The sequence below is a fragment of the Vibrio sp. QJM3NY_21 genome, assembly GCF_057785975.1.
This window is the reverse complement of record NZ_CM173513.1, coordinates 348,263-369,071: the sequence shown is the minus strand read 5'-3', so window position 1 is coordinate 369,071 and position 20,809 is coordinate 348,263. Positions and strand designations below refer to the sequence as shown.

At 43.9% G+C, this 20,809-nt stretch carries 17 protein-coding genes; all 17 read right to left on the bottom strand.

Annotation, left to right across the window (positions count from 1 at the left end):
• Window positions 1–68 precede the first annotated feature (68 nt).
• The 17 genes from AC3CID_RS01700 to AC3CID_RS01620 all read right to left on the bottom strand — a co-directional run bounded on the left by AC3CID_RS01700 (window position 69) and on the right by AC3CID_RS01620 (window position 20,809).
• Window positions 69–3,941 (bottom strand): YhdP family protein, encoded by a 3,873-nt coding sequence (locus tag AC3CID_RS01700; RefSeq protein ID WP_488526873.1) that lies wholly within the window; start codon window positions 3,939–3,941, stop codon window positions 69–71.
• Window positions 3,942–3,951: 10 nt separating this feature from the next.
• Window positions 3,952–5,421 carry a ribonuclease G gene (gene rng / locus AC3CID_RS01695; protein WP_004735923.1) on the bottom strand — a complete coding sequence of 490 codons (1,470 nt, stop codon included), beginning with the start codon at window positions 5,419–5,421 and terminating at the stop codon, window positions 3,952–3,954.
• Window positions 5,422–5,441: 20 nt separating this feature from the next.
• A complete protein-coding gene (locus AC3CID_RS01690; RefSeq protein ID WP_488526872.1) occupies window positions 5,442–6,128 on the bottom strand; it encodes a Maf family protein in 687 nt (228 codons plus the stop codon).
• Between the two features lie 7 nt (window positions 6,129–6,135).
• Window positions 6,136–6,624: a rod shape-determining protein MreD gene (mreD, locus tag AC3CID_RS01685; protein ID WP_004735926.1), complete on the bottom strand. Its 489-nt coding sequence runs from the start codon at window positions 6,622–6,624 to the stop codon at window positions 6,136–6,138.
• Window positions 6,614–7,501 (bottom strand): rod shape-determining protein MreC, encoded by an 888-nt coding sequence (mreC, locus tag AC3CID_RS01680; RefSeq protein ID WP_488526871.1) that lies wholly within the window; start codon window positions 7,499–7,501, stop codon window positions 6,614–6,616. Before mreC ends, mreD begins: the two co-directional genes overlap by 11 nt.
• 94 nt (window positions 7,502–7,595) lie before the next feature.
• Entirely contained in the window at window positions 7,596–8,639 is a 1,044-nt protein-coding gene (locus AC3CID_RS01675) for a rod shape-determining protein (RefSeq protein WP_017080865.1), read from the bottom strand.
• A 150-nt stretch (window positions 8,640–8,789) separates the two neighbouring features.
• Entirely contained in the window at window positions 8,790–12,683 is a 3,894-nt protein-coding gene (locus AC3CID_RS01670; RefSeq protein ID WP_488526870.1) for a DUF6701 domain-containing protein, read from the bottom strand.
• A 2-nt stretch (window positions 12,684–12,685) separates the two neighbouring features.
• Window positions 12,686–13,114 carry an MSHA biogenesis protein MshP gene (locus AC3CID_RS01665; RefSeq protein ID WP_488526869.1) on the bottom strand — a complete coding sequence of 143 codons (429 nt, stop codon included), beginning with the start codon at window positions 13,112–13,114 and terminating at the stop codon, window positions 12,686–12,688.
• The gene (locus AC3CID_RS01660) at window positions 13,104–13,844 is read right to left on the bottom strand and encodes a prepilin-type N-terminal cleavage/methylation domain-containing protein (RefSeq protein ID WP_488526868.1); all 741 of its coding nucleotides are present in this window, start codon (window positions 13,842–13,844) and stop codon (window positions 13,104–13,106) included. Before AC3CID_RS01660 ends, AC3CID_RS01665 begins: the two co-directional genes overlap by 11 nt.
• Complete coding sequence (locus tag AC3CID_RS01655; protein WP_488526867.1) at window positions 13,844–14,413, bottom strand: type IV pilus modification PilV family protein; 570 nt, start codon at window positions 14,411–14,413, stop codon at window positions 13,844–13,846. Before AC3CID_RS01655 ends, AC3CID_RS01660 begins: the two co-directional genes overlap by 1 nt.
• Window positions 14,410–14,901, bottom strand: a complete 492-nt coding sequence (locus AC3CID_RS01650) for a prepilin-type N-terminal cleavage/methylation domain-containing protein (protein ID WP_488526866.1) — start codon at window positions 14,899–14,901, stop codon at window positions 14,410–14,412. Before AC3CID_RS01650 ends, AC3CID_RS01655 begins: the two co-directional genes overlap by 4 nt.
• A 153-nt stretch (window positions 14,902–15,054) precedes the next feature.
• Entirely contained in the window at window positions 15,055–15,558 is a 504-nt protein-coding gene (locus tag AC3CID_RS01645; RefSeq protein ID WP_136973955.1) for a type II secretion system protein, read from the bottom strand.
• A gap of 35 nt (window positions 15,559–15,593) precedes the next feature.
• Window positions 15,594–16,169 carry a prepilin-type N-terminal cleavage/methylation domain-containing protein gene (locus AC3CID_RS01640; RefSeq protein ID WP_017096097.1) on the bottom strand — a complete coding sequence of 192 codons (576 nt, stop codon included), beginning with the start codon at window positions 16,167–16,169 and terminating at the stop codon, window positions 15,594–15,596.
• Between the two features lie 79 nt (window positions 16,170–16,248).
• Window positions 16,249–16,704 carry an MSHA biogenesis protein MshF gene (locus tag AC3CID_RS01635; protein ID WP_102454299.1) on the bottom strand — a complete coding sequence of 152 codons (456 nt, stop codon included), beginning with the start codon at window positions 16,702–16,704 and terminating at the stop codon, window positions 16,249–16,251.
• A 3-nt stretch (window positions 16,705–16,707) separates the two neighbouring features.
• On the bottom strand, window positions 16,708–17,931 hold the full coding sequence (locus AC3CID_RS01630) for a type II secretion system F family protein (protein WP_065207165.1): 1,224 nt from the start codon (window positions 17,929–17,931) through the stop codon (window positions 16,708–16,710).
• Window positions 17,932–17,943: 12 nt separating this feature from the next.
• Window positions 17,944–19,668: an MSHA fimbrial ATPase MshE gene (mshE, locus tag AC3CID_RS01625; RefSeq protein WP_065207164.1), complete on the bottom strand. Its 1,725-nt coding sequence runs from the start codon at window positions 19,666–19,668 to the stop codon at window positions 17,944–17,946.
• Window positions 19,658–20,809 (bottom strand): tetratricopeptide repeat protein, encoded by a 1,152-nt coding sequence (locus AC3CID_RS01620; protein WP_488526865.1) that lies wholly within the window; start codon window positions 20,807–20,809, stop codon window positions 19,658–19,660. The genes mshE and AC3CID_RS01620 overlap by 11 nt, the downstream gene beginning before the upstream one ends.

Genomic DNA, 20,809 nt, shown 5'->3' with positions numbered 1-20,809 from the left:
GCTCCTCTATTCATTATGATTCAGAAATCGGCATTTGACCGTATATTAACCGACTGGCTTGTTAACAACTACTCAGCTAGTTTTCTCAATTTTTCTGGTAGCTGGAACTCGCCAGAACTACGAGAAAGCTCACTCACCGTAGGTGAATCCAATGGGCCTTTTACCGAGTAATTCACTTGAGTAAAGACTTCAACCACCGGCGATATAACCGTAGTCACCGCCAATACATACAGCGCTGTTTGAGGCGTTACCGCAAAGGCCGTTAAGACTGGAATGCCCGAGGTAATATCAGGAGTAAAGTTCACTTCAGCATCAACCTGACGCGTATTCAGGTTAGCGATACCTTTGATCTGCATCTCGCCTGCGACGGCATCCATGTTCAAGTCATTCGTCAGGAATATGCCATTTTGAATTTTACCCGTACCTGTGATGCTGTTGAACGCCATGCCTTTATCAAACACATCAGAGAAATCGAGTTGCATCTTACGAATGATTGAATCTAGGCTAAACAAACCAAGCAATCGAGCAGCACCACTTACGTCTGAAATAATGCCTTTGCCGAATTTGGTTTCAACGTTTCCGTCAAGGGTATCCATTTTAATACCCCAAGGAGATCCATCCCACTGCAGTTGACCTTCCAGTGCGAAAGGCGCTTTTTGAATCCCTGAAGTAATACCAAAACGTTCCATTAATTCACTGTTGTTTTCGCCTTCAACATCAACGGCTAGCGATGAATGACTCTTATCGCCTTTCAACTCCCACCAACCACTCACATCCGCTTTGTTTCCGCCGCTTCGAACCTGAATCTTCTTCCACTCAATACGATCGTCTTGCCTAGCCAGTTCAACATCGACCTTACCGACCTTATAGCCTTGCAACCAAAAATCGTTAAGGGTCAATTTTAGATTTGGCATCGCATCATGGATCTTTCTATCCAATTCAGAGATCAATGGGGCTTCTTGCTCTTTTCGTTGAAGCAATTGTTCTTGGTTTTTCTTGTCACTCCACTCAGGAACGAACAAATGTAGGCGATCCAGCGAAACCGTTAAATCGTATGGAGGCAGATAATTAATATCCCCTTCGATCTCTTGGCTAGACACTTCCATCTGCCACGCCTGTTTGTTCTTACGAGCGCTAAAATCGACATCATTCCAAGGAATACCACCTAAGATCAGCTCCTTACTCTCGAACGTAATGCGACTTGGTGCAGGAATGGTTGGCGTGTTCATTTGACTGAGCACAGCATCTGAAGGCTTCACCGGTTCCATAACAACCGATAACCAATCATCGGCATTGAACTTGTCAGTGCGAATTAACGCATGATGGCCAACGACAGGACTAATTTTATAACCACCCCGACCAAGCACTAAGTTAGTCGCCGTTAACTTGGGAACATCGCCTGTAATATCAATTTCAGCCTGATACTTGGTGCTAGGGAGCTGTAAACGTGCAGTAATCGCTTCTTGGTTACCCGATGCCTGTAGCCTTGCTGAGCCACTTTCTAATGATTTTTTCGCCAATGGGTATGGGTAATCACTGGCCAAATACTTAAGATCTGACTGCAAATCCAGTTGGTAACTAAAACCGATATCGTTGAGCTGAATATCAATCTGACTTTGCCACTGAGCATGACCCGATAAACGGCTTAACCATTGCTCGCCAATATAAGGCTCTAGAGGCTTAACGTCCCAATCGCCCAATACATCGATATCAACGGTATATCCAGGCCCATCATTGAGCCCTTTAAAGTCAACGGAAATACCTTGCTTTAATAAATCGGCAGCGAGACCGTTGGCCGTAATCACATCATTATCAAATTCAATACGTCCTGTCGTGTTTTCAAGCACCATTGGCGGAGCTTCAATCTCTACATGGTTATCTTTGAGATCAGCATAACCCCACGCTCTTGGCTCTTTTTCGGAATCAAAAGGAATATTGAGTTGGAATTCAGACGATACATCGCCACTCACTTGCAGCGCCGTTAAGGCGGCACCCACAGAATCAACCAATGGTGAAGCCGTCATGTAATCACGAACCGCATTACCTGACGCCGTCGCTTTAGCTTCAATTTCAATATGGCCGCCTTCCCCTAAATAAGGAATGCGTCCTGTGATTCGGTCTGCCGTCACATCCATCAATTGAGCGGAACGAGAATCTAGATGCATCGCATCATTTTCAAATAGCAGATCAAGTTGAAGATCGGTAATCAGTGGCCAGCCGGTATCAAAACTAAATTTCGCGTTCTCTAACCCAACCCAAACTTGGAAAATACCATCGTTATTGGTGTAGGGGTATTGGGCTAACTCACCATGCCAAAGTAACTTAACGGTGTCGGCTTTACCGGCTTGAATCGCAGTAGAAAGGTAATCAGTTAAATCTTGGCCAAGCGCTAATGTCGGTAAGTAACGCCATGTTTCGCCCACATTGTAAGCGTCCGCCTCACCATAAAAAGACAGGTATGGGCTTGCATCATTCGGGAAATCCAAGCGGAATGCGCCCAAAACTTGTAAATCTGGCGTTGCTGCCGTGATTTTATCGGACCAAAGCTTCCAACCGTTTTCATCTTGTTGCCAAACAATATCAACCTGACCTTGTTTGATATTTAGAGGGGCTTGGAATACATCGCCATAAGGAAACACATCATCAATAACATGCAAACTGGCTTTCGCTTCTGAGGCAGAACCAAACACACTCCCTGAAACTTGGCTAAAACCCGGGACTAATTCCCATTGCTCGATAGCCACATCAGAAAAACTCGCAGAATAACGTAAGCTTTCGATACCTGAATCCATTGAAACTCGAATATCAGAAACCAAACCACCGGGAGCCAACGAGTTAATCATTTGGGTGGACTGTTCAGAATCCGGCAACAACTTAATCAACGGCGTTAGTGTTGCAACATCAAGCTCAGAAACATTGAGTTGCCACGGACCTTTGTTCCACTTAAATGCGACATCAAGTTCAGGCCAAGGCGTGTCATCGGTTCTCAAATTAAGTGAGTGACCATTTACTTGCCAACCATCTTCCAATGGAGAAAGCTTAAACACACCAGATTCAATCATCAAATCGTGGCGGCCATCCTCGTTCCAAGTCAGTTCAGAAGGTAATACCTCAACATAAGCATTAACTGGCTTACTGTTTTTCAACGTTAACCAGCTATTAAGGCTGACCGTACCGGTTTCAACACCTGACTCCGCCTGCATGTAGCGGGTTAACCAAGGCTTCACCGAGATATTATCCGCGCTCACATAGAACTCGCCCGTCATATCGGTCAACGATCCACCATCAACAAAGTTAGCACTCACTGACAAGGAATTTAGGTTGGCGTCTTTAATACTCACCACACCTTCCGCAAGGTGATGTTTACCTGAGTTTTGCCATTTTAAAGTTTCAATGTCGAGTTGGCGGTCTTCGTCAGAAATAGTCCGATAGGCAAGGGTTGAATTTTTAGCGGTAACATCCACTAATGTTTTCAACAACAAGTTATCCAGCTCTTGCATAATTCGCTTTGAAGAGTTCGATTCTTTAGGTTTATCTTTGCCGTTTTGCCCAGCAAACAAATCAATAGAGCGGATATCAAGGTACATTTGATTCATGACCAGATCGGCCACAACCGGACGCATCTGAACAAGCGATTGAATCAAGTCAAACTCGACTTCAACACGCTCAACAGAGAAGGTCACATCTTCAGCATTTGGAAGGCTGGCTTTAACACCTTGTAGGGCAATAGAAGGGTGAGTGTTGCGCCAAAAACCACCCACGTCTTGAATAGAAAATTCAAAACCGGAATGTTGATTTACCCAAACTTCAATTTCAGATTGATACTTGTTTAAATTGGGTAAGGCTACACGCAGTGTAGTAACGGCAATGGCTAGCGTTACTAAGAGAGTAACCACTAACCATAAACATGCACGAAGAATCAGAGTAACGCTTGAGCTCACAAAATATCCATTACATCATAACAACATCAAACTGCTCTTGTATGTACAGAGGCTCAGCCTGGATTTTAACTTGTTTACCAATAAACACTTCAAGCTCAGCGAGCGCGTGAGATTCATCGCCCTCTAACGCTTCAGCAACAGCGGCTGCCGCATACACAACAAACTTGTCAGCGTCATACGCACGATTCACACGTGTGATTTCTCGAAGTATTTCATAACAAACGGTTTCAACTGTTTTCACACTGCCGCGGCCTTCACAGGCAGGACAACTCGAACACAGAATATGCTCAATACTTTCACGAGTACGTTTACGCGTCATCTCAACCAAGCCAAGCTGTGTGAAGCCATTGATATTGGTTTTCACACGATCTTTGTCTAGCGCCGCCTCTAAAGAAGTTAGTACTCGCTTACGATGTTCCTCAGACAGCATATCGATAAAGTCGATAATGATGATGCCACCTAAGTTACGCAAACGCAGCTGACGAGCAATGGCTTGCGTCGCTTCTACGTTGGTGTTGAAAATTGTCTCTTCTAGATTACGGCGACCGACAAAAGCACCGGTATTGATGTCGACGGTCGTCATCGCTTCCGTTTGGTCGATAATCAGATACCCACCAGACTTTAATTCGACTTTACGATCCAAAGAGCGTTGAACTTCGTTCTCGGTATCGTACATATCAAAGATAGGCTTGTCACCTTCATACAACTCAAGCTTTTCAGTCAGCTCTGGCACGTACTCAGAAGTAAATTCTTTTAGGTTTTCATATTCTAAACGCGAATCGACCTGGATTCGGCTCAACTCAGTACCAACAAAGTCACGTAAGATACGTTGGCTTAGGCAAAGTTCACCGTATAGACGAGTACGAGCTTTGTGTTTACCACGACGCTCTAACACTTTTAGCCACAATCGCTTCAAGAATGCCGCATCTTGTGCCAACTCATTCGAGTCTGCGCCTTCTGCTGCAGTACGGATAATAAAGCCACCATGTTCATCACAGTAACGAGACACGACTTTTTTAAGGCGGTTACGTTCAGACTCACTGTCGATACGTTGAGAAACGCCGACATGGCTTGCGCCCGGCATAAAGACCAAATAACGAGACGGTAAAGTAATATCAGTCGTTAAACGGGCACCTTTGGTACCAAGAGGATCTTTGACGACTTGAACCACAATGTCTTGTCCTTGGCGAACAAGCTCAGAGATGTCACGGACCTGAAATTGCTTCTTTTCGTTTTCAGCGACACATTCAGTGTGTGGAACAATATCAGAGGCGTGTAGAAAAGCTGCTTTCTCAAGGCCTATATCCACAAAAGCCGCCTGCATTCCCGGAAGAACACGGCTTACACGTCCTTTATAGATATTTCCTACGATACCGCGTCGAGCATCTCGTTCGACATGGATCTCTTGAAGAGCCCCCCCTTCAATCATGGCCACGCGAGTTTCACTCGGGGTCACGTTCAGCAACAATTCAGCACTCATGGTGCACCTCAGATTAGTAATTATAAGAATTCTTGCAGTAGCTGGTCCGTTTCATATAAAGGCAAGCCGACAACGGCGTAATAACTACCTTCGATTCGGGTAACAAAGCGCCCACCCAAACCTTGGATCCCATAGCTACCGGCTTTATCGCATGGCTCCCCTGTTTGCCAGTATTGTTCTATTTCTTGTTCACTGAGGGGTTTAAACCATACGTCGGTAATAATGATTTCTGTTCTTTGTTTGTCTTCTGAAACCACAGACACTGCTGTCATCACTTGGTGACGCTCATTTGCTAACTGAGTAAGCATGCGCTTAGAGTCGGCAAAATCGGTGGGTTTCTCGAGCACTTGCCCTTGGCTTACGACGACTGTGTCAGAACCAAGAACGACTGTTTCAGAATCAAGAGAAATAGCATCAGAGTCAAGAGCTACGATGCCAGAGCCAACAGCTACATTATCAACACTAGAAACTACATTATCAGAACTAGGAACGACATGCTGCTTTTCAGAAGGGTTATCTTTCAATAAAGACAACGCAGCTAAGGCTTTATCTAAAGATAGTCGCTTAACATACTCTTCGGCGGTTTCTTGGGCGTGTTTACACTCTTCAACATCAGTTACCAGGACAGAAAACTCATAACCAAGTTGAGATAGCAGTTCTTTGCGGCGTGGTGAACCGGATGCCAAAACTAAATGCTTCTTTTCCATTGTCACTCTACCTTACATGCCAATGACGACGTACGCGTCTCATTAATAGAAACATCCAAGGCCAAAGTATACAGTTAATCAATGCGCTCCATAACGATAATGGATTGAAAACGACATCTTGGATCAAATATTCACCAAAGAAGATCAACACCTCAAACAATACCGTTAACGCGGCAATAATCATCGCTTGTTGCCATAGCGCCATATTACGAATGACTAGGAAATTCATCGCAATAATGTACATAACGATTGCCATCATCATGCCTCGAATACCTAACGTCGAGCCTATCAACAGATCCCACAATAAGCCCAGAATCAAAGCGCTACCCACGTTAACACGGTGAGGTAGAGCCAAAACCCAGTAACAGGTAACCAGTAGTAACCAAGATGGTCTAAATAGATCCAAACTACCAGGCCAAGGGATCGTTTGCAGAATTAGTGCTACTAAAAATGAGCAGCCAATGACTACCTTGCTTCTTAAAACGCTATTGGCCATCTTCGCCCTCTAACAATGCTTGTTCTATGCTGGATTGATCCGCTTGCATCTGTTTGTTTTCATTAGGCCATACTAGCAGCAAGTATCTGAGCTTATCGAACTCAACCACAGGCTCCGCTTTGATAACGGCAAACTCACGTTTCGGGTCGTAATCAACGGCAGTAACGTAGGCGACTGGGTAACCTTCTGGATATACTCCACCGAGTCCAGATGTCACCAATAGATCTTCTTCTTGTATATCGGTACTGGTTGGGATGTGCTCTAGTTGGATCTCATCAATCATGCCATTGCCCGAAGCGATCACTCGAATATCGTTACGGATGACTTGAACAGGAATCGCATTATTTGCATCAGTGAGTAGCAGGACACGACTATTGTGAGCAGCAACAAAAGTCACTTGGCCGACAATGCCTTTTTCGTTGATCACCGGTTGTCCTTCATACACCCCATCAATCTGACCTTTGTCGATCACAACTTGATGACGATATGGTGAAGTGTCTACCGCCATAACTTCTGTGACGACTTTCTTCTCATCACGGATAAACGGAGATCCTAACAACTTACGGAGGCGCTTGTTTTCTTCTTGGTATTGCTCAAGCAGAATTAGCTCGCTCTTCAGGCGCAAGACTTCTCGTTTAATATTATGGTTGGATTCGATAAGGCCTTTACGAGTACTAAAACGGTCATAGACACCATCGAACATAGTACGAGGTAAGTTGGCTGCATATTGAATAGGTGCAACCATGCTGTTCAATAGATAGCGTACATTTGAGAAAGCATCTAAACGACTATCAGCCAGCATAAGGCTGGCTGATAAAATTACAGCAAAAAACAGGCGCAATTGTAGAGAGGGACCTCTACCAAAAATTGGCTTCATTCTATATTTGGTCCTAGAGCTACATTTGATCCTATAGACAAGGTCCTAGGCTCTTTACATAAAACTAGATAAGAAAAGAGCCTAACACTAGATATTATTCTTCGCTGAACAGGTCGCCGCCGTGCATGTCGATCATCTCTAGAGCTTTACCGCCACCTAGAGCAACACACGTTAATGGCTCTTCTGCCACAACAACAGGGATACCCGTTTCTTCTGTTAGCAGACGATCAATATCTTTAAGCAGTGCACCACCACCCGTTAGTACCATACCGTTTTCTGAGATATCAGAAGCAAGCTCTGGTGGACACTGTTCTAGTGCAACCATTACTGCAGATACAATACCTGATAGCGGTTCTTGAAGCGCTTCTAGGATTTCGTTTGAGTTTAGGCTAAAGCTACGAGGAACACCTTCAGCAAGGTTACGACCACGTACTTCGATCTCATCGACTTCATCGCCAGGGTAAGCTGAACCGATTTCGTGTTTGATCTTCTCTGCTGTCGCTTCACCGATCAAGCTACCGTAGTTACGACGAACGTAGTTGATGATCGCTTCATCAAAACGGTCACCACCGATACGTACAGAAGACGAGTAAACCACACCGTTTAGTGAGATTACCGCAACTTCAGTCGTACCACCACCGATATCAACAACCATTGAACCTGTTGGCTCAGATACACGTAGGCCAGCACCAATCGCAGCAGCCATAGGCTCATCGATTAGGTAAACCTCACGAGCACCAGCACCTAATGCTGATTCACGGATAGCACGACGCTCAACCTGAGTTGAACCACAAGGTACACAAACCAAAACACGAGGGCTTGGTTTAAGCACACTGTTGTCATGCACTTGCTTAATAAAGTGCTGAAGCATTTTTTCGGTTACGTAAAAGTCAGCAATTACACCGTCTTTCATTGGACGGATCGCTGAAATGTTACCAGGCGTACGACCAAGCATTTGCTTAGCAGCGTGACCAACAGCAGCCACACTCTTTGCAGACCCCGTACGATCTTGGCGAATAGCGACAACGGAAGGCTCATCAAGAACAATGCCTTGGCCTTTTACATATATAAGGGTATTGGCTGTACCTAAATCAATCGATAGGTCGTTTGAAAACATGCCACGAAGTTTTTTAAACATATTCTTCGCTCATCCTGCAAGAATTAGAAGACAAAAATTGCACTAAATGTACCAATGCCTTGCTGTCACGGCAAGGCATTGAAGTATAAACATGGACTGAAACCCGCAATTTCTTACAGATTCCTAACTTAAGGGGCAAAAATTATATTTTCACTGACCTGTTAACCCACTTTCACCTCGGTAGATCACTCGATCGTTACCGCGGTAGATACCGAATGTGACAACGGTGGAGGGATCTTCATCACCTAGTTGGCGCCAGTTGTAACGTAGCCATGGTTGATCTTGATCGCTACCTGAACAAACAACAGGGTTTTCACCAGTTTTAGCCGTTGGTGCAGAGTCATCCATTCTTAACCACAATCGTACCTGCTCACGTGGCGCATCTGCACCAGCAGGCGTATTTTGATTCGCTGTTACTTCTTCTTCGCCATCATCAACACTTCCACTGCCATTGAGTGAAGCTAGTGTAGTTTTGACTGTATTACTGGTCCAAATGACTTGCTTACAGAAATTTGAACCATTAAAGGTGCTGCGATCATCATCGTCATTCACAACAAAGTCACTACCATCCCAAAACTCAGCACGAAGTGGAATCGTCAAAGTACTACCGGAGTTACCGCCAATATCATCAAGCGCCATTCGGCCATAGCGGGCAGGAGGTTGAACTGGGAATGCTGCCGAACTGGTAACAGGGTCAGAATCTGTAAATGACACAGGATCCGTTCCCTCGATCGTTAAACCAAAGTTTGTAATCGTCGAGTTAGCATCTGATGTATTAAACGGTGTATCTCTTCGGCTAACACCATCTAAATCCACAACTCGTTGAAGCTCAGCTGCATTGTCATTCAGCAACCAATGTTTACGATCAGCTGACCATGTTCCAGAGCCCGTATCTAACAAGAAGCCGTTATCAGTGTTGCTATCATCTAAAACACCAAACTTTGCTTGTAACTCTGCATTAAAGAACCGGTAATTATTAAGAACATTATCCGTATCATCTTCACCAGAAGCCATTGGATATACTTGGTGAACTGTAGAATCATAAGGTTGACTTAGGTATGCGATATCATTTTGATTGGCGACATTCCATTCCGGAGTAGCTTGCACAAAGTATTTAGGGTAAAAGCGACCTATCGATTTGCTGCCAGATAAGCCACCTAAAATTGAACCGTAGAAACTCCCAGTTTCTGTCGCAATAAAGTTAAAGCTACCCGCTTCTGAGTACTTCAAACTATCGAACTTATAGCCTTTACTCGCCTGGTCATTCGACGAAATTTGTTTAGTTAGCTGGGCTACAGGGGTTAAATCACCTAACTTAGCGTCAGGATAAACCGTAATTAGAGGTGTATCTAAAGTCGTTGTAACTTCGACGCTTGCTGTCGACTTAAAGTAATTGTTCGTCAACAAGTTATCATTAGTGCAAACTGCAGATGAATCGGTATGCTTTATTGGACGAGCATAAACATCAAATGGCGCTCCGGCAGCAGCAAAACTATCTGAGTCTTTCTCGTTGCTGTTTCCATCTGAGCTCTTGTTGGTGCAAATAGCAAATTTCCAAGGGCGAGAGTAGACCGAGAAACTTCCCTCTACATCATAATTCCCATCTTCGGGACAACCAGCGAAACCAGTACAATCAAAGCTACTATCTTTTAAAGTAACATTGAAAAGACCTGATTCAGAAATAGTTAAGTCTGTTGAGGCGCTGCCTTTTTTGAACTCAGGTAAGTAAGTCAGCGAACCATCGGAACCACTCCAAGAGCTATCAAGCTCATGAGCAATAGTAACTTCATCCCCAGCTTCACCCACATAGTTTTCAGCAACTACGATTGAATCACCAGAATCACACGCTAAAACTTTAGTTACTGTCGGTGTAGCCTGCCCCGCAATAACGTCAAGGCGATTTGTTGGAGTATTGCCATCCACTAAAGAGAATTTAAATGGCACGAACTTGAACTGACTTTCGACCTCTTTGCCAGAATCATCGACTAATGTCGCTGTTAGCTTATAACCTGTATCAAAATCAATATTGGCAGTATCTTTAGCGACAACTTTTAAAGTTAATTCACCATCGTCATCTGAAACATAATTCGGGTAAGTACCTGAACCTTGTAGCAGAGAAACGTCGAATTCATCAGCGTCTGGCGTAATAACTACGGTAACGCCTAGACTTTCAGCCACACCATTATTAGAGGTATTAATGGTAAATTGAGGGGAGTCGTCGCCACACATCAAAGCTAAATCGGTTGCCGGGGAAATATCAATTTCATAGTCATCCGAAGGTTGAAAACAATGATTGTCAGTCGCAATAATCTGAGCTGAATTCGCCATATAAATTTCATTCGCAGTTACCGCACCGTAAACAATGCTCGAATTACTTAACCGTACAACAGATTCACTATAGATAAGCCCGGTAAACACGGCATTTTGACTTAACGTCAGGCCGCCACCTGACTTTGCATGGACCAAAAGAACGAACTCAGCTTCACCTAAAGCACTGAACGAGCTATTATTATTGCTCACGCTCACCTTACGTGCGTGAATCGTAACCTTATGCCCGTCAGGAATTTCAATATTACCCGCGTTATTGATATCAATCTCATCAATCCAATAAGTGCCAGAAGTAAAAGTTACGGTACCTTTACCTACACTTAACTGACCAATGATCTCATCATTAGAGAAAGTACGATCTTCTTGCCAAACATTAATGACCTCTGACGATACTTTAAAGCTTTCCAACTCCTGCTTATCAACCATCAAACCGGAGTCCCCAGAACACCACAAACCATCACACCCAGGGGTATTCTCATCGGTAATACTCTCCTGGCTAAAACCAACAAAGCGTTGCCCACCAGACATTGGAGCTCCAGAGATGTTTGATTGATTAGATAAACGCAATGCAGCTGAACTACTACTTGCCCATGTTTGGGCTGGAGATGGAAATAGCTCACAGATCTCAGATATAGGTGGCTTATCAAATAGGAAATAAGAAAAAGGTTCAACAACATGCCCTCTCTCAGGGTCTTTGGTCATATCCTCTTCGTTGATAAGAGAAACCCCTGCTTTGCTTACCGAACATCTACGTAGCCAACCACCATTGTTACCGTTCCGAGTTCTTTTAGATGCAAGTAAAGTCGGTGTAGAAGTAAAGCCTGATACTGAAAAAGGGCTAACAAGTTTGCACCCTTCAGTAATCGGTTTAATTATATTGTCATTCAAGGTTGTTGTTTGTTTAGTGGAACCTTGACCAAGCCAAAATTTACGACCATTAACAAAACCTTGTCCTAATCCTGCGACAAAACCAACCTTTTCTGGAGTTATTGAATCACTATTACGACTAACCTCAGATCGGTCAAGTACCAAAGAAAACGAAGAACGAGAGGGGTTTAATGCTATAGGAGTCAACCACAATGGAGAACCATTAGTGCGATTCTGAACTGTTTGAATTTGAACTAACACACCTGGAGAGCTATTAAAGCTTTGGTTTAATCCAAAATCACTAAAACGCACTGTCTTATTCTTATTTCCCAAGCCCCCGGCATTAGAATATGTTTTATCGTAGCTAACTTCACCCGCAACGATTTTTGCACCGTTATCGAACTCAAGCACTCCCGGTTCAATAACTAAATAATCGATATTTTCCATGGGTGCATCAACATAATTAACTACTTTATGTCCACTGTTATTAGGGTTGCCACATTTCCCACCGGGCTTCATTCTTACACACGCCTTCGTGGTAGGAGGGAGAAGTTGCTTCACAGATGCTCCAGATGTCGATACTGACATAACACGCAAATCTGAGGGATATTCAGTTGTGTTTGAATTAAAATTTGAGCGACTAGAATTGACAGTTGCCATAACAAAAACAAGCGGAGGTGACGTATAAGTATTACCAAAATCAAGGTTGCAACTTACTGACGGTCCTGAAATAGTACATTTATCGGTGGGAATCGTACCGAACTCAAACTGAGGGTTAGTATTAATATTAGCTTGAACTAATGGAGATAAAAAAAGCGCAACTAATAATATTGAAAAATGCTTTATCATAACTACTCCCTCACCCAAACTTCTTGAATTCGTTGCACTTGGTTAATACCCGAACCACAAATGGCTGTTGATTCTATTTTGAAAAAGCCAACGCCATCTAAAGTTCCAATCTGGTTACAAGTTAATTCTCCGACAGTACAGATAGTCGACATGCCGCTGCTCAATTGATTTGAATTTAAATTGCTACAGACAGCGCTAACACTTGTTGAAACCGCAGGTGATACCGTCAAAGGGTAAACTTGAGTAAGTGCCCACTCATTCGCTGAATGTGCTAATAGCCAAGCCTGTGTTCCAAGCTGTTTACGCGTTAATGTATCGTGATTTGACCACTGAACTTGTACTAAAGAGGTCGCAAGAAAGCCCATCACCACAATAACAAATATCGCGACGATCAAAACACTGCCTTGTTGAGATGATTTTCTATGGCGCATTGAGTACCTGCACATCTTGTTGGTAAACGCTTACTTCACTGTTTTGCTCAAGCACAAGATCGATGTGAATCACGCCACCTCGCTGCAAGCTTGGCTCTTCGTAGCGGAAGTTACTTTGAGCATAATTGATGCTATCCGCAACGGTGATTCCATTGCGCTGAATTAAGCCTTGATTCTGAACAGTATCATTCACTAAACAGTAACTCACCGAGGCACTACTATCATAAATATAGTGGCGTTGAGCAATTGACTGACTACTAAGGCTTACGGGAGATGCGGTAAACACATTATTCGTGGAAACTAAACCTGAGACCGAAATCCGTTTAATCGAACCAGCTTCTAGCTCGGAGTAGTTGGTTGGGTTAATAATTAGGAAATCGTCTGCATCAAGTATTGGGGAGTCCTGTCCGATAATAAAATTCAGATCGTCGGTCGCTTCATCAAGGTGATAAAAACCTGAGTACTTAATAGCGTAAAAGGTAAGACATTTTTGAGCAAAGGCCGAAGCAGGGGTGATACTCGAATCAAAACTGTTGGGAACCGCGTGACTGATTTCTCGCGACATTTTCTCAACAACAAATTGACCTTTTACTTGTACTTTTTGTCGATCGATAGTCTCAACATACCCTTTCATGCCATATTCAACAAAACCTGCGATAGCGAGACCGATGACAGCAACCACAACAATGGTTACGATCATTTCTATAAGAGTAAAACCACGTTGTTTCATTAGTAGTTCCCCTTATAGGTAATCACGCTGTAGCGGTTATTACCACCAAATATTTGTATTTCAACGCGCTTCATCGTGCCAATAGTATTATCGTTAGTTCCGTCCATGTTTTGGTCATAAAACACCGAAATTTCAACACGAAAATTGGCGTAACTGTCTTCAATATTTTCGTCTAGGATATTAGCGAGCGGGTACTTCGTTGATGATACACACGCTGACTCCGTTGTATCGGTGTACCAACAACCGATATAGTCATCAACATCATTGAAAGCTGCGGGGGTTGCCTCTGAACCATCCACTCCGAGTTCATTGGGAGCAGAACAAGCGGTCGCACCTGCATCGCCACAGCGAATCAAACCACCATCAAAATCACTGTGTTCATCAAAGCCGCGAGCTAAAATTTGATTCATCAAACTCTGGCCTAAGGCTACGGAGCGGTTTTGATAGTGTGGGTCGGCCGAACTTGCAACTTGTGGTACCAAAAAGCTGGTAATAGTGACCATCGCAATGCCCAATACGATAATCACCACAATGCTTTCAATTAGAGTAAAGCCACGTGAGCGAATCATAGGCACGTACCTTCATGCACATAGCCTTGAGAATTAATACACACCTGAGCGTTATTACTGGAGGCATTTGAATTAATAGTAATATTAACCCCAGTGCTCACCGAAGGGTTACCCAATAGATCAAAGTCGATAATGGTATTCGTCGGGAAAAATGAGATGTCGGATTCTCTCACATAATCGCTACGGGCATCGGCTTGTGTTTTTTGAGCGCTATTCGATAGATTCAAACTGCAAGCAGTTACTGAACCTAGACAATTACTATTAATAGCAAGACGAAAACTATCATTAGCAGCTGAAACATTCGATTGCATTCGGTTCACTTGAATTTGGCGAATAACGGAGATGGCCTGCTCTTGCGCAGTAAAAGTAGAATAGCTAGAAGTACCAGCGAAGCGACTCGCGGCAAAAGTTGAAATAATACCGAGGATAATGATAACGATGATCAGCTCTACCAGAGTAAAGCCTTTGGATATGGGGCTGTTATCCATAATGAGCCTCTAACTGCCTAGCGAATACTGATTATACAAGATAACGAAGCTTACGATATTATGTATGTGAATAGCTTTGATCTTTGTGTGCTTTGGATAGAAAAAAGGCCAGCAGGAGCTGGCCATTTCATATTGATTCAACTTATCAGTTAGTTAGTTTGCAGGGACACCACAAGCAGTCCCAGCAGCACCAGCTATAACAGCAACTTCAGCAGGTTCATCAGCGGCTGTGGCAGCAGTATAACGAACACAGTTTGTAGTAAAGCCAGTTAAACCGATATCAATAGTGGTATTTTCATGGTCAGCTTCGTCACCTGTTGAACTTTGAAGAACAACAAACTCTTCTGATAAATCAATAGACTCTAAGATTCCATCTTCTGCTGCAGTAGGGTAACCGAAAGAATATACGATATCGTCTCTAGTAGTCGCTGGCAAATCACCAGCATCTACTTCAAGCGTTTCTATGCCTGCAATAGCGGCTTTACCATAAGAAATACCCATTGCACCAGCTACAGCACCTCGTAAACCATCGAGAGTAGATGCACGCGCATCATCTTGCAAGTTTAGGAAACGTGGTGCCGCAGTTACAGCAAGAATACCCAGAATAACAATTACAACCACTAGTTCGATTAGGGTGAAACCGCCTTGTCTTTTCATAGTTAAGCTCTCTCTATGTTTAATTTTACGCAGACTTACTGCAAAGTTACGGTCACACGACCAGTTTTAATTTCGTAAACAAATTGGTGCTCGGTATTACCTTCTAATTGAATGTAAGTACACGTTGCATCACCTGAATTCGCTTGCGCTGAATATTTGTAATTTGAGTCGCTAGCAACATCTGAAACCGCACCAACTTTAGGTGGGTTCTGCAGTAAATTTTCCATCAACTCAGAACAGGTTTCATCTGAAATATCTTGTGGTGCCGTGCTCGAGTCGTTGTTCAGAGTCCATGGGTAGCCATCTCTAAAATCGGTATCGACATTGTTACTGTTCTTTGATCTTGTTAACCAAAAATCAACACCATCATAATTTACAGTATTATATGTTTCAACACCTATATTCTCTGACGGCCTAGCTTCTGCTTCCCACTGTGCTCTTGCCGACAAAACGGCGGTTGCAAAACCACCAGCGACACCTTCAATACTTGATTTCTTGGCTGCATCCGTCACATCTAAGAAACGAGGTAAAGCAGCGACCGCCAATAAACCAACGACAACAATCACTATAACCAACTCGACTAGGGAGAAACCCTTTTGATTTTTAAGCATTTTCTACCTACTCATCTAATTGCTAACGCGCATTATACATTTGCACACGTATAAAACCACAGAAAAACTGTCAATATTTTCACAAAGCCAAAATATTGGCTTTCACACTAAATCTTTCTTTTTTGAGCAATATATCTATCTGATACTTATCACTATAATGATAACGACAATGAAACTGTATGTTATCACTTTTATCTTCAACACTCGGTGAACTGAGCCCTAAAATGCTCTCTTGAGGGTATAATTCCTCAAGCCAATAATGACAGTCTCGCTCATCTCCTTGAATCGGCATTATCCAGCCTGTTCGGCTATAACTTTTAGGATGTTCCGAGTCATTATCTTGCTCAGCACCCGATAACAAATACTGTTGTTTGAACAGGTTTGCTTGCTCTAAAATTCTCTTGCTCGCAACGATCAATGCCGTGTTAGTCGCTTCTTCTTCTACCGTTTTAAAGGCAGAGAGCACCCCCACAATAAGAAAAAGAATAACGACACTCCAAATAACAAAACGTGAGCGTTGTAGGTTATTTAGCATTCCCTAGCCTTTGATTGCATCCAGCATTCCCCACATAGGTAGGAAAATACCCAGAGCTAAGATCAGCACCATACCAGCCACAACCACCAATAAAATAGGTTCGATCCTTGCGGTTAAGGTCTTTAAGTCATAATCGACTTCTCGATCATAAAAATCGGATACCTCAAGTAGCAGCTCATCAATACGGCCGGTTTCTTCACCCACCGAAATCATTTGTATCACCAGTGGGGTGAAAATTTCGCTATTGATCGCTGTTGAAGAAACCGTACTACCGGCTTCTATTGCGGCTTTCATAGCTTGTACTCTCAACTCAAGGAATCGGTTATCCAACGCTTCCGCAGACAACGACAGTGATTGGTTCAGTGGTACACCGGCTTTTAGCATCAAGGCGAATGTGCGTGAAAAACGCGAAAGTAGCGCTCGATTCACTACCCCACCAATCACGGGTATTTTTAAGCGTAACCTGTCCCACTTCTCCAATCCTTTGTCTGTCTTAACCCATGCTTTGAAAGCAAAAATAAGACCAAAGATAACCGCGAGCATTAAGCCCCAGTAATTAACAAAGAACTCCGACATACCAATTAAGATACGAGTTGGGAGCGGCAGGTCGACACCAAAGCGCGCAAACATACTAGAGAACTGTGGAATAACCTTAATATTGAGAATGAACATCGCGACCAAAATAAAGCTGATCACAAAGGTTGGATAACGCATCGCAGTCTTGATTCGTTTGCGAGTCTCTACTTCTTGCTCATAGTATCCAGCCAATTGCAGCAAAGCTTGGTCTAAACGACCGGTATTTTCACCAACCCCAATCATTGAGACAAACAACGGGCTAAATACCTTGGGATGCATCTGCATCGATGCTGCTAATCCACGGCCATTGGTTAGCTCAGCAACCACTTCTTCTAGCGCTGCTTTCAGCTGCTTATTTTCACAGTTTTGAGTCAGGCCTTTCATCGACCTTAATAGTGGTACGCCTGCCTTGGTTAGGCTGTATAACTGTCGACAAAACAGAACCAAGACTTCAAGCGGAACATTGGGTGAAAACAGGCTAGATACATCCATATCCAAGACTGAACCACCACTTTTACCCAGCTTGATTGAGGTGGGAATAATTCCCTTACTCATCAAACTTTCTGCGGCAAGATCTTCGTTATTCGCCTCTAACTGACCCGTAACCTGGCTGCCATCAGAACTGCGACCTACATAACGATACGTTGGCATATCACTCTACCCCTACAGATAAATTGGATCTGTGGCACCGGAAGCATCGCCTTCACCAAGGTGCATTATCTCATCGAGGCTCACGACACCTTGCAAAGCTAACTCCATCGCAGAAGCCAACAACGGTTTGTAGTTTTTAGACCGCCTTGCCGTTTGAGCAAAGCCAACCGCGTCATTCGCTCTGAGGGCATCCATCATGTCTTGCTCTAGCTCCAACATTTCAAATACACCAATACGCCCGCGATAACCGGTTAGGTTACAGTTCTGGCAACCACGACCTTTCATGAATGGCACAGCCACTTGATTAGGGAAACGTACGCTCAACCACTGCTTACGAGGTTCATCCAATTCATCCTCAACCTTACAATCAGTACACACTTTACGAACTAATCGCTGTGCCACCACCGCTCTCACGGCACTTGCCACGAGATAACCGGGAGCACCCATGTCCATCATACGTAACGCACTGTCTACTGCATCGTTGGTATGCAGCGTACTTAAGACTAAGTGACCTGTCAGTGCGGCTCTCAAGCCAATCTCAACGGTTTCGTGGTCGCGCATCTCACCAATAAGGATAATATCGGGATCCTGACGAAGGAAAGTTCTGAGGATAGTAGAGAAATCGAGATTGATCTTAGGGTTTACCTGAACTTGGTTCACTCGAGGGAGGCGGTATTCCACCGGGTCTTCCGCGGTAATGATCTTTTTGCCCGGCTCGTTTAATTCGCTTAGCGCACCATATAAGGTTGTCGTTTTACCAGAACCCGTCGGGCCAGTAACCAAGATCATTCCATGAGGACGGCGTAATTGTTGGCGAAGACGAACAAGAAGATCATTGGGAATACCCGACGCTTCTAGCTTACGTAAGCCTGCTGATTGGTTAAGCAAACGCATCACCACAGACTCACCATGCTGAACTGGCATGGTCGACATACGAATATCGACCGACTGGCCTTTGGCTCGAATGTTAAAACGACCATCTTGAGGAAGACGCTTCTCTGAGATATCGAGGTTTGCCATTAACTTCAAGCGCAGTACGAGTGCAGAGGCAATATTGACTTCATTCAGCAGTGTTTCATGCAGCACGCCATCAATACGCTGACGAAGACGCAATACGTTTGAATCTGGCTCAATATGAATATCAGATGCACCGACTTGGATTGCATCTTCAAATAACGAGTTGATCAGCTTAACAACCGTCACTTCGTCACTGTCTTCACCAGCAATATCAAAATCAAAGGCGTCATTGACTTGGTGTTCGGCATGAAGCTGCTCGGCGAAAGACGCAATTTCTTTGGTTCGGCGGTAATAGCGATCAAAGCCATCCACTAATTGTCTTTCTTGAGCGACAACGAACTCAAGCGCGTAGTCACCTAGTTGCCCAAGTAATGATTCCTGAGCAAACAGATCCGCAGGATCACTCATGGCTACACGTAACGTATCGCCTTGGCGCCCAATAACCAATGCACGAAGGCGACGAGCATGTACTTCAGGTAAAAGCTGCACCGCTTCAACATCAACAACCGCTCGACTTAAATCAATGAGAGGAATAGCGAGTTGCTGGGACAAGAAACTCAACATCTGTTGTTCTGATAAGAAACCAAGTTCAATCAGCGCATCACCCAGCTTACGACCGGTACTTTTTTGAGCAGCAAGAGCTTGTTCAACTTGGGCCTCAGTGATGATTCCCTCTTCGACGAGCAAATCACCTAGCCTTTTTCTTAATCTAATTTGCATCGCCACTCTCCTCTAAAGCTTTGATTATGTTTAAGCGGTCACGCACAAAGTTTTGCGATTGAGATGAGATTCCAACTCTGGTTAAGGCACCTTGGTATGACTCTTTTGCAGCAGAAAAATCAAGTTGACGCTCTTGTTGAATCGCAAGGCCAAGCCACCAGCGAGCATTATCTGAATCAACCTCGACTAACTTTTGGTAACTCTCGAGCGCGATGTCTTCTTGCTGAGATTTTTGACTCAATGCAGCACGCATTGCCAAATAATCTTGAGTAGGATTTGGTGGCATGTGGATTAACGGGCTTAAAGCTGCTTCTGCTTGGTTAGCTTTAACCAGCAGTTTAGATAAACCCAACCGTAGCTTTTCGCTGTTGATATTAAGTTTGATACCAGATTGAAACAGCTCGTAGGCTTTGCGAGTGTCACCCTTGCCAAAATAGAGAATCGCGAGTTTCTGACGAACCTCTTCATTTCGTGGCGTATAACGCAAGGCTTCGGTGTAACCTTTCAAAGCACCAGTAAGATCATTCGCATCAAGTGCCTTCTGAGCTCGCCCTTGTGCATTTACTGATAATTGCTCAGGCGTTAGCTCTACCTGCTCAATCAACATTTCGCTATTTTCTGAACTGTCAGAAGATTCTTTCTCATTAGAGATAGGATCCGGATCTTTTTTTGCCACGCTAGCAACGTAAATCGGCTTTGGAATGTCAGTATTAGTCGCTTTAGCCGTGCTTAACGGTTTAGGCGTAACGTTAGGGGTTGTCGTTTTAGAAGTACTCGACCTTGTCGTTGGCTTAGCTTGAACGTTATTGGCCGCTACTGTGTTTTCTGCTGAATGGGGCGTTAAATCTAGCGTCACTAATTTCTTGGTTGGCGATGAGAGTGTTTGAGTGACAACATCCTGCATTTCTCCAGAACTCTCTACGACAGAGACCTGGACTTGAGCACCTCGAGTTGAGATTGAATGTTCAACGGCTGGGCCTTGTGATATTGCCCAACCGCCCATCGCTAAGCTCAAAGTGAAACCTGTCACTAACCAAACCAATGGGGAGCGTGTTTTCACTTTAGGCACCACTGCCGCTTCAATCGACGTCGCTGACTTTTTCTTTGCCAATTCAGACAAGGCGTTATTTATGACGCTCAT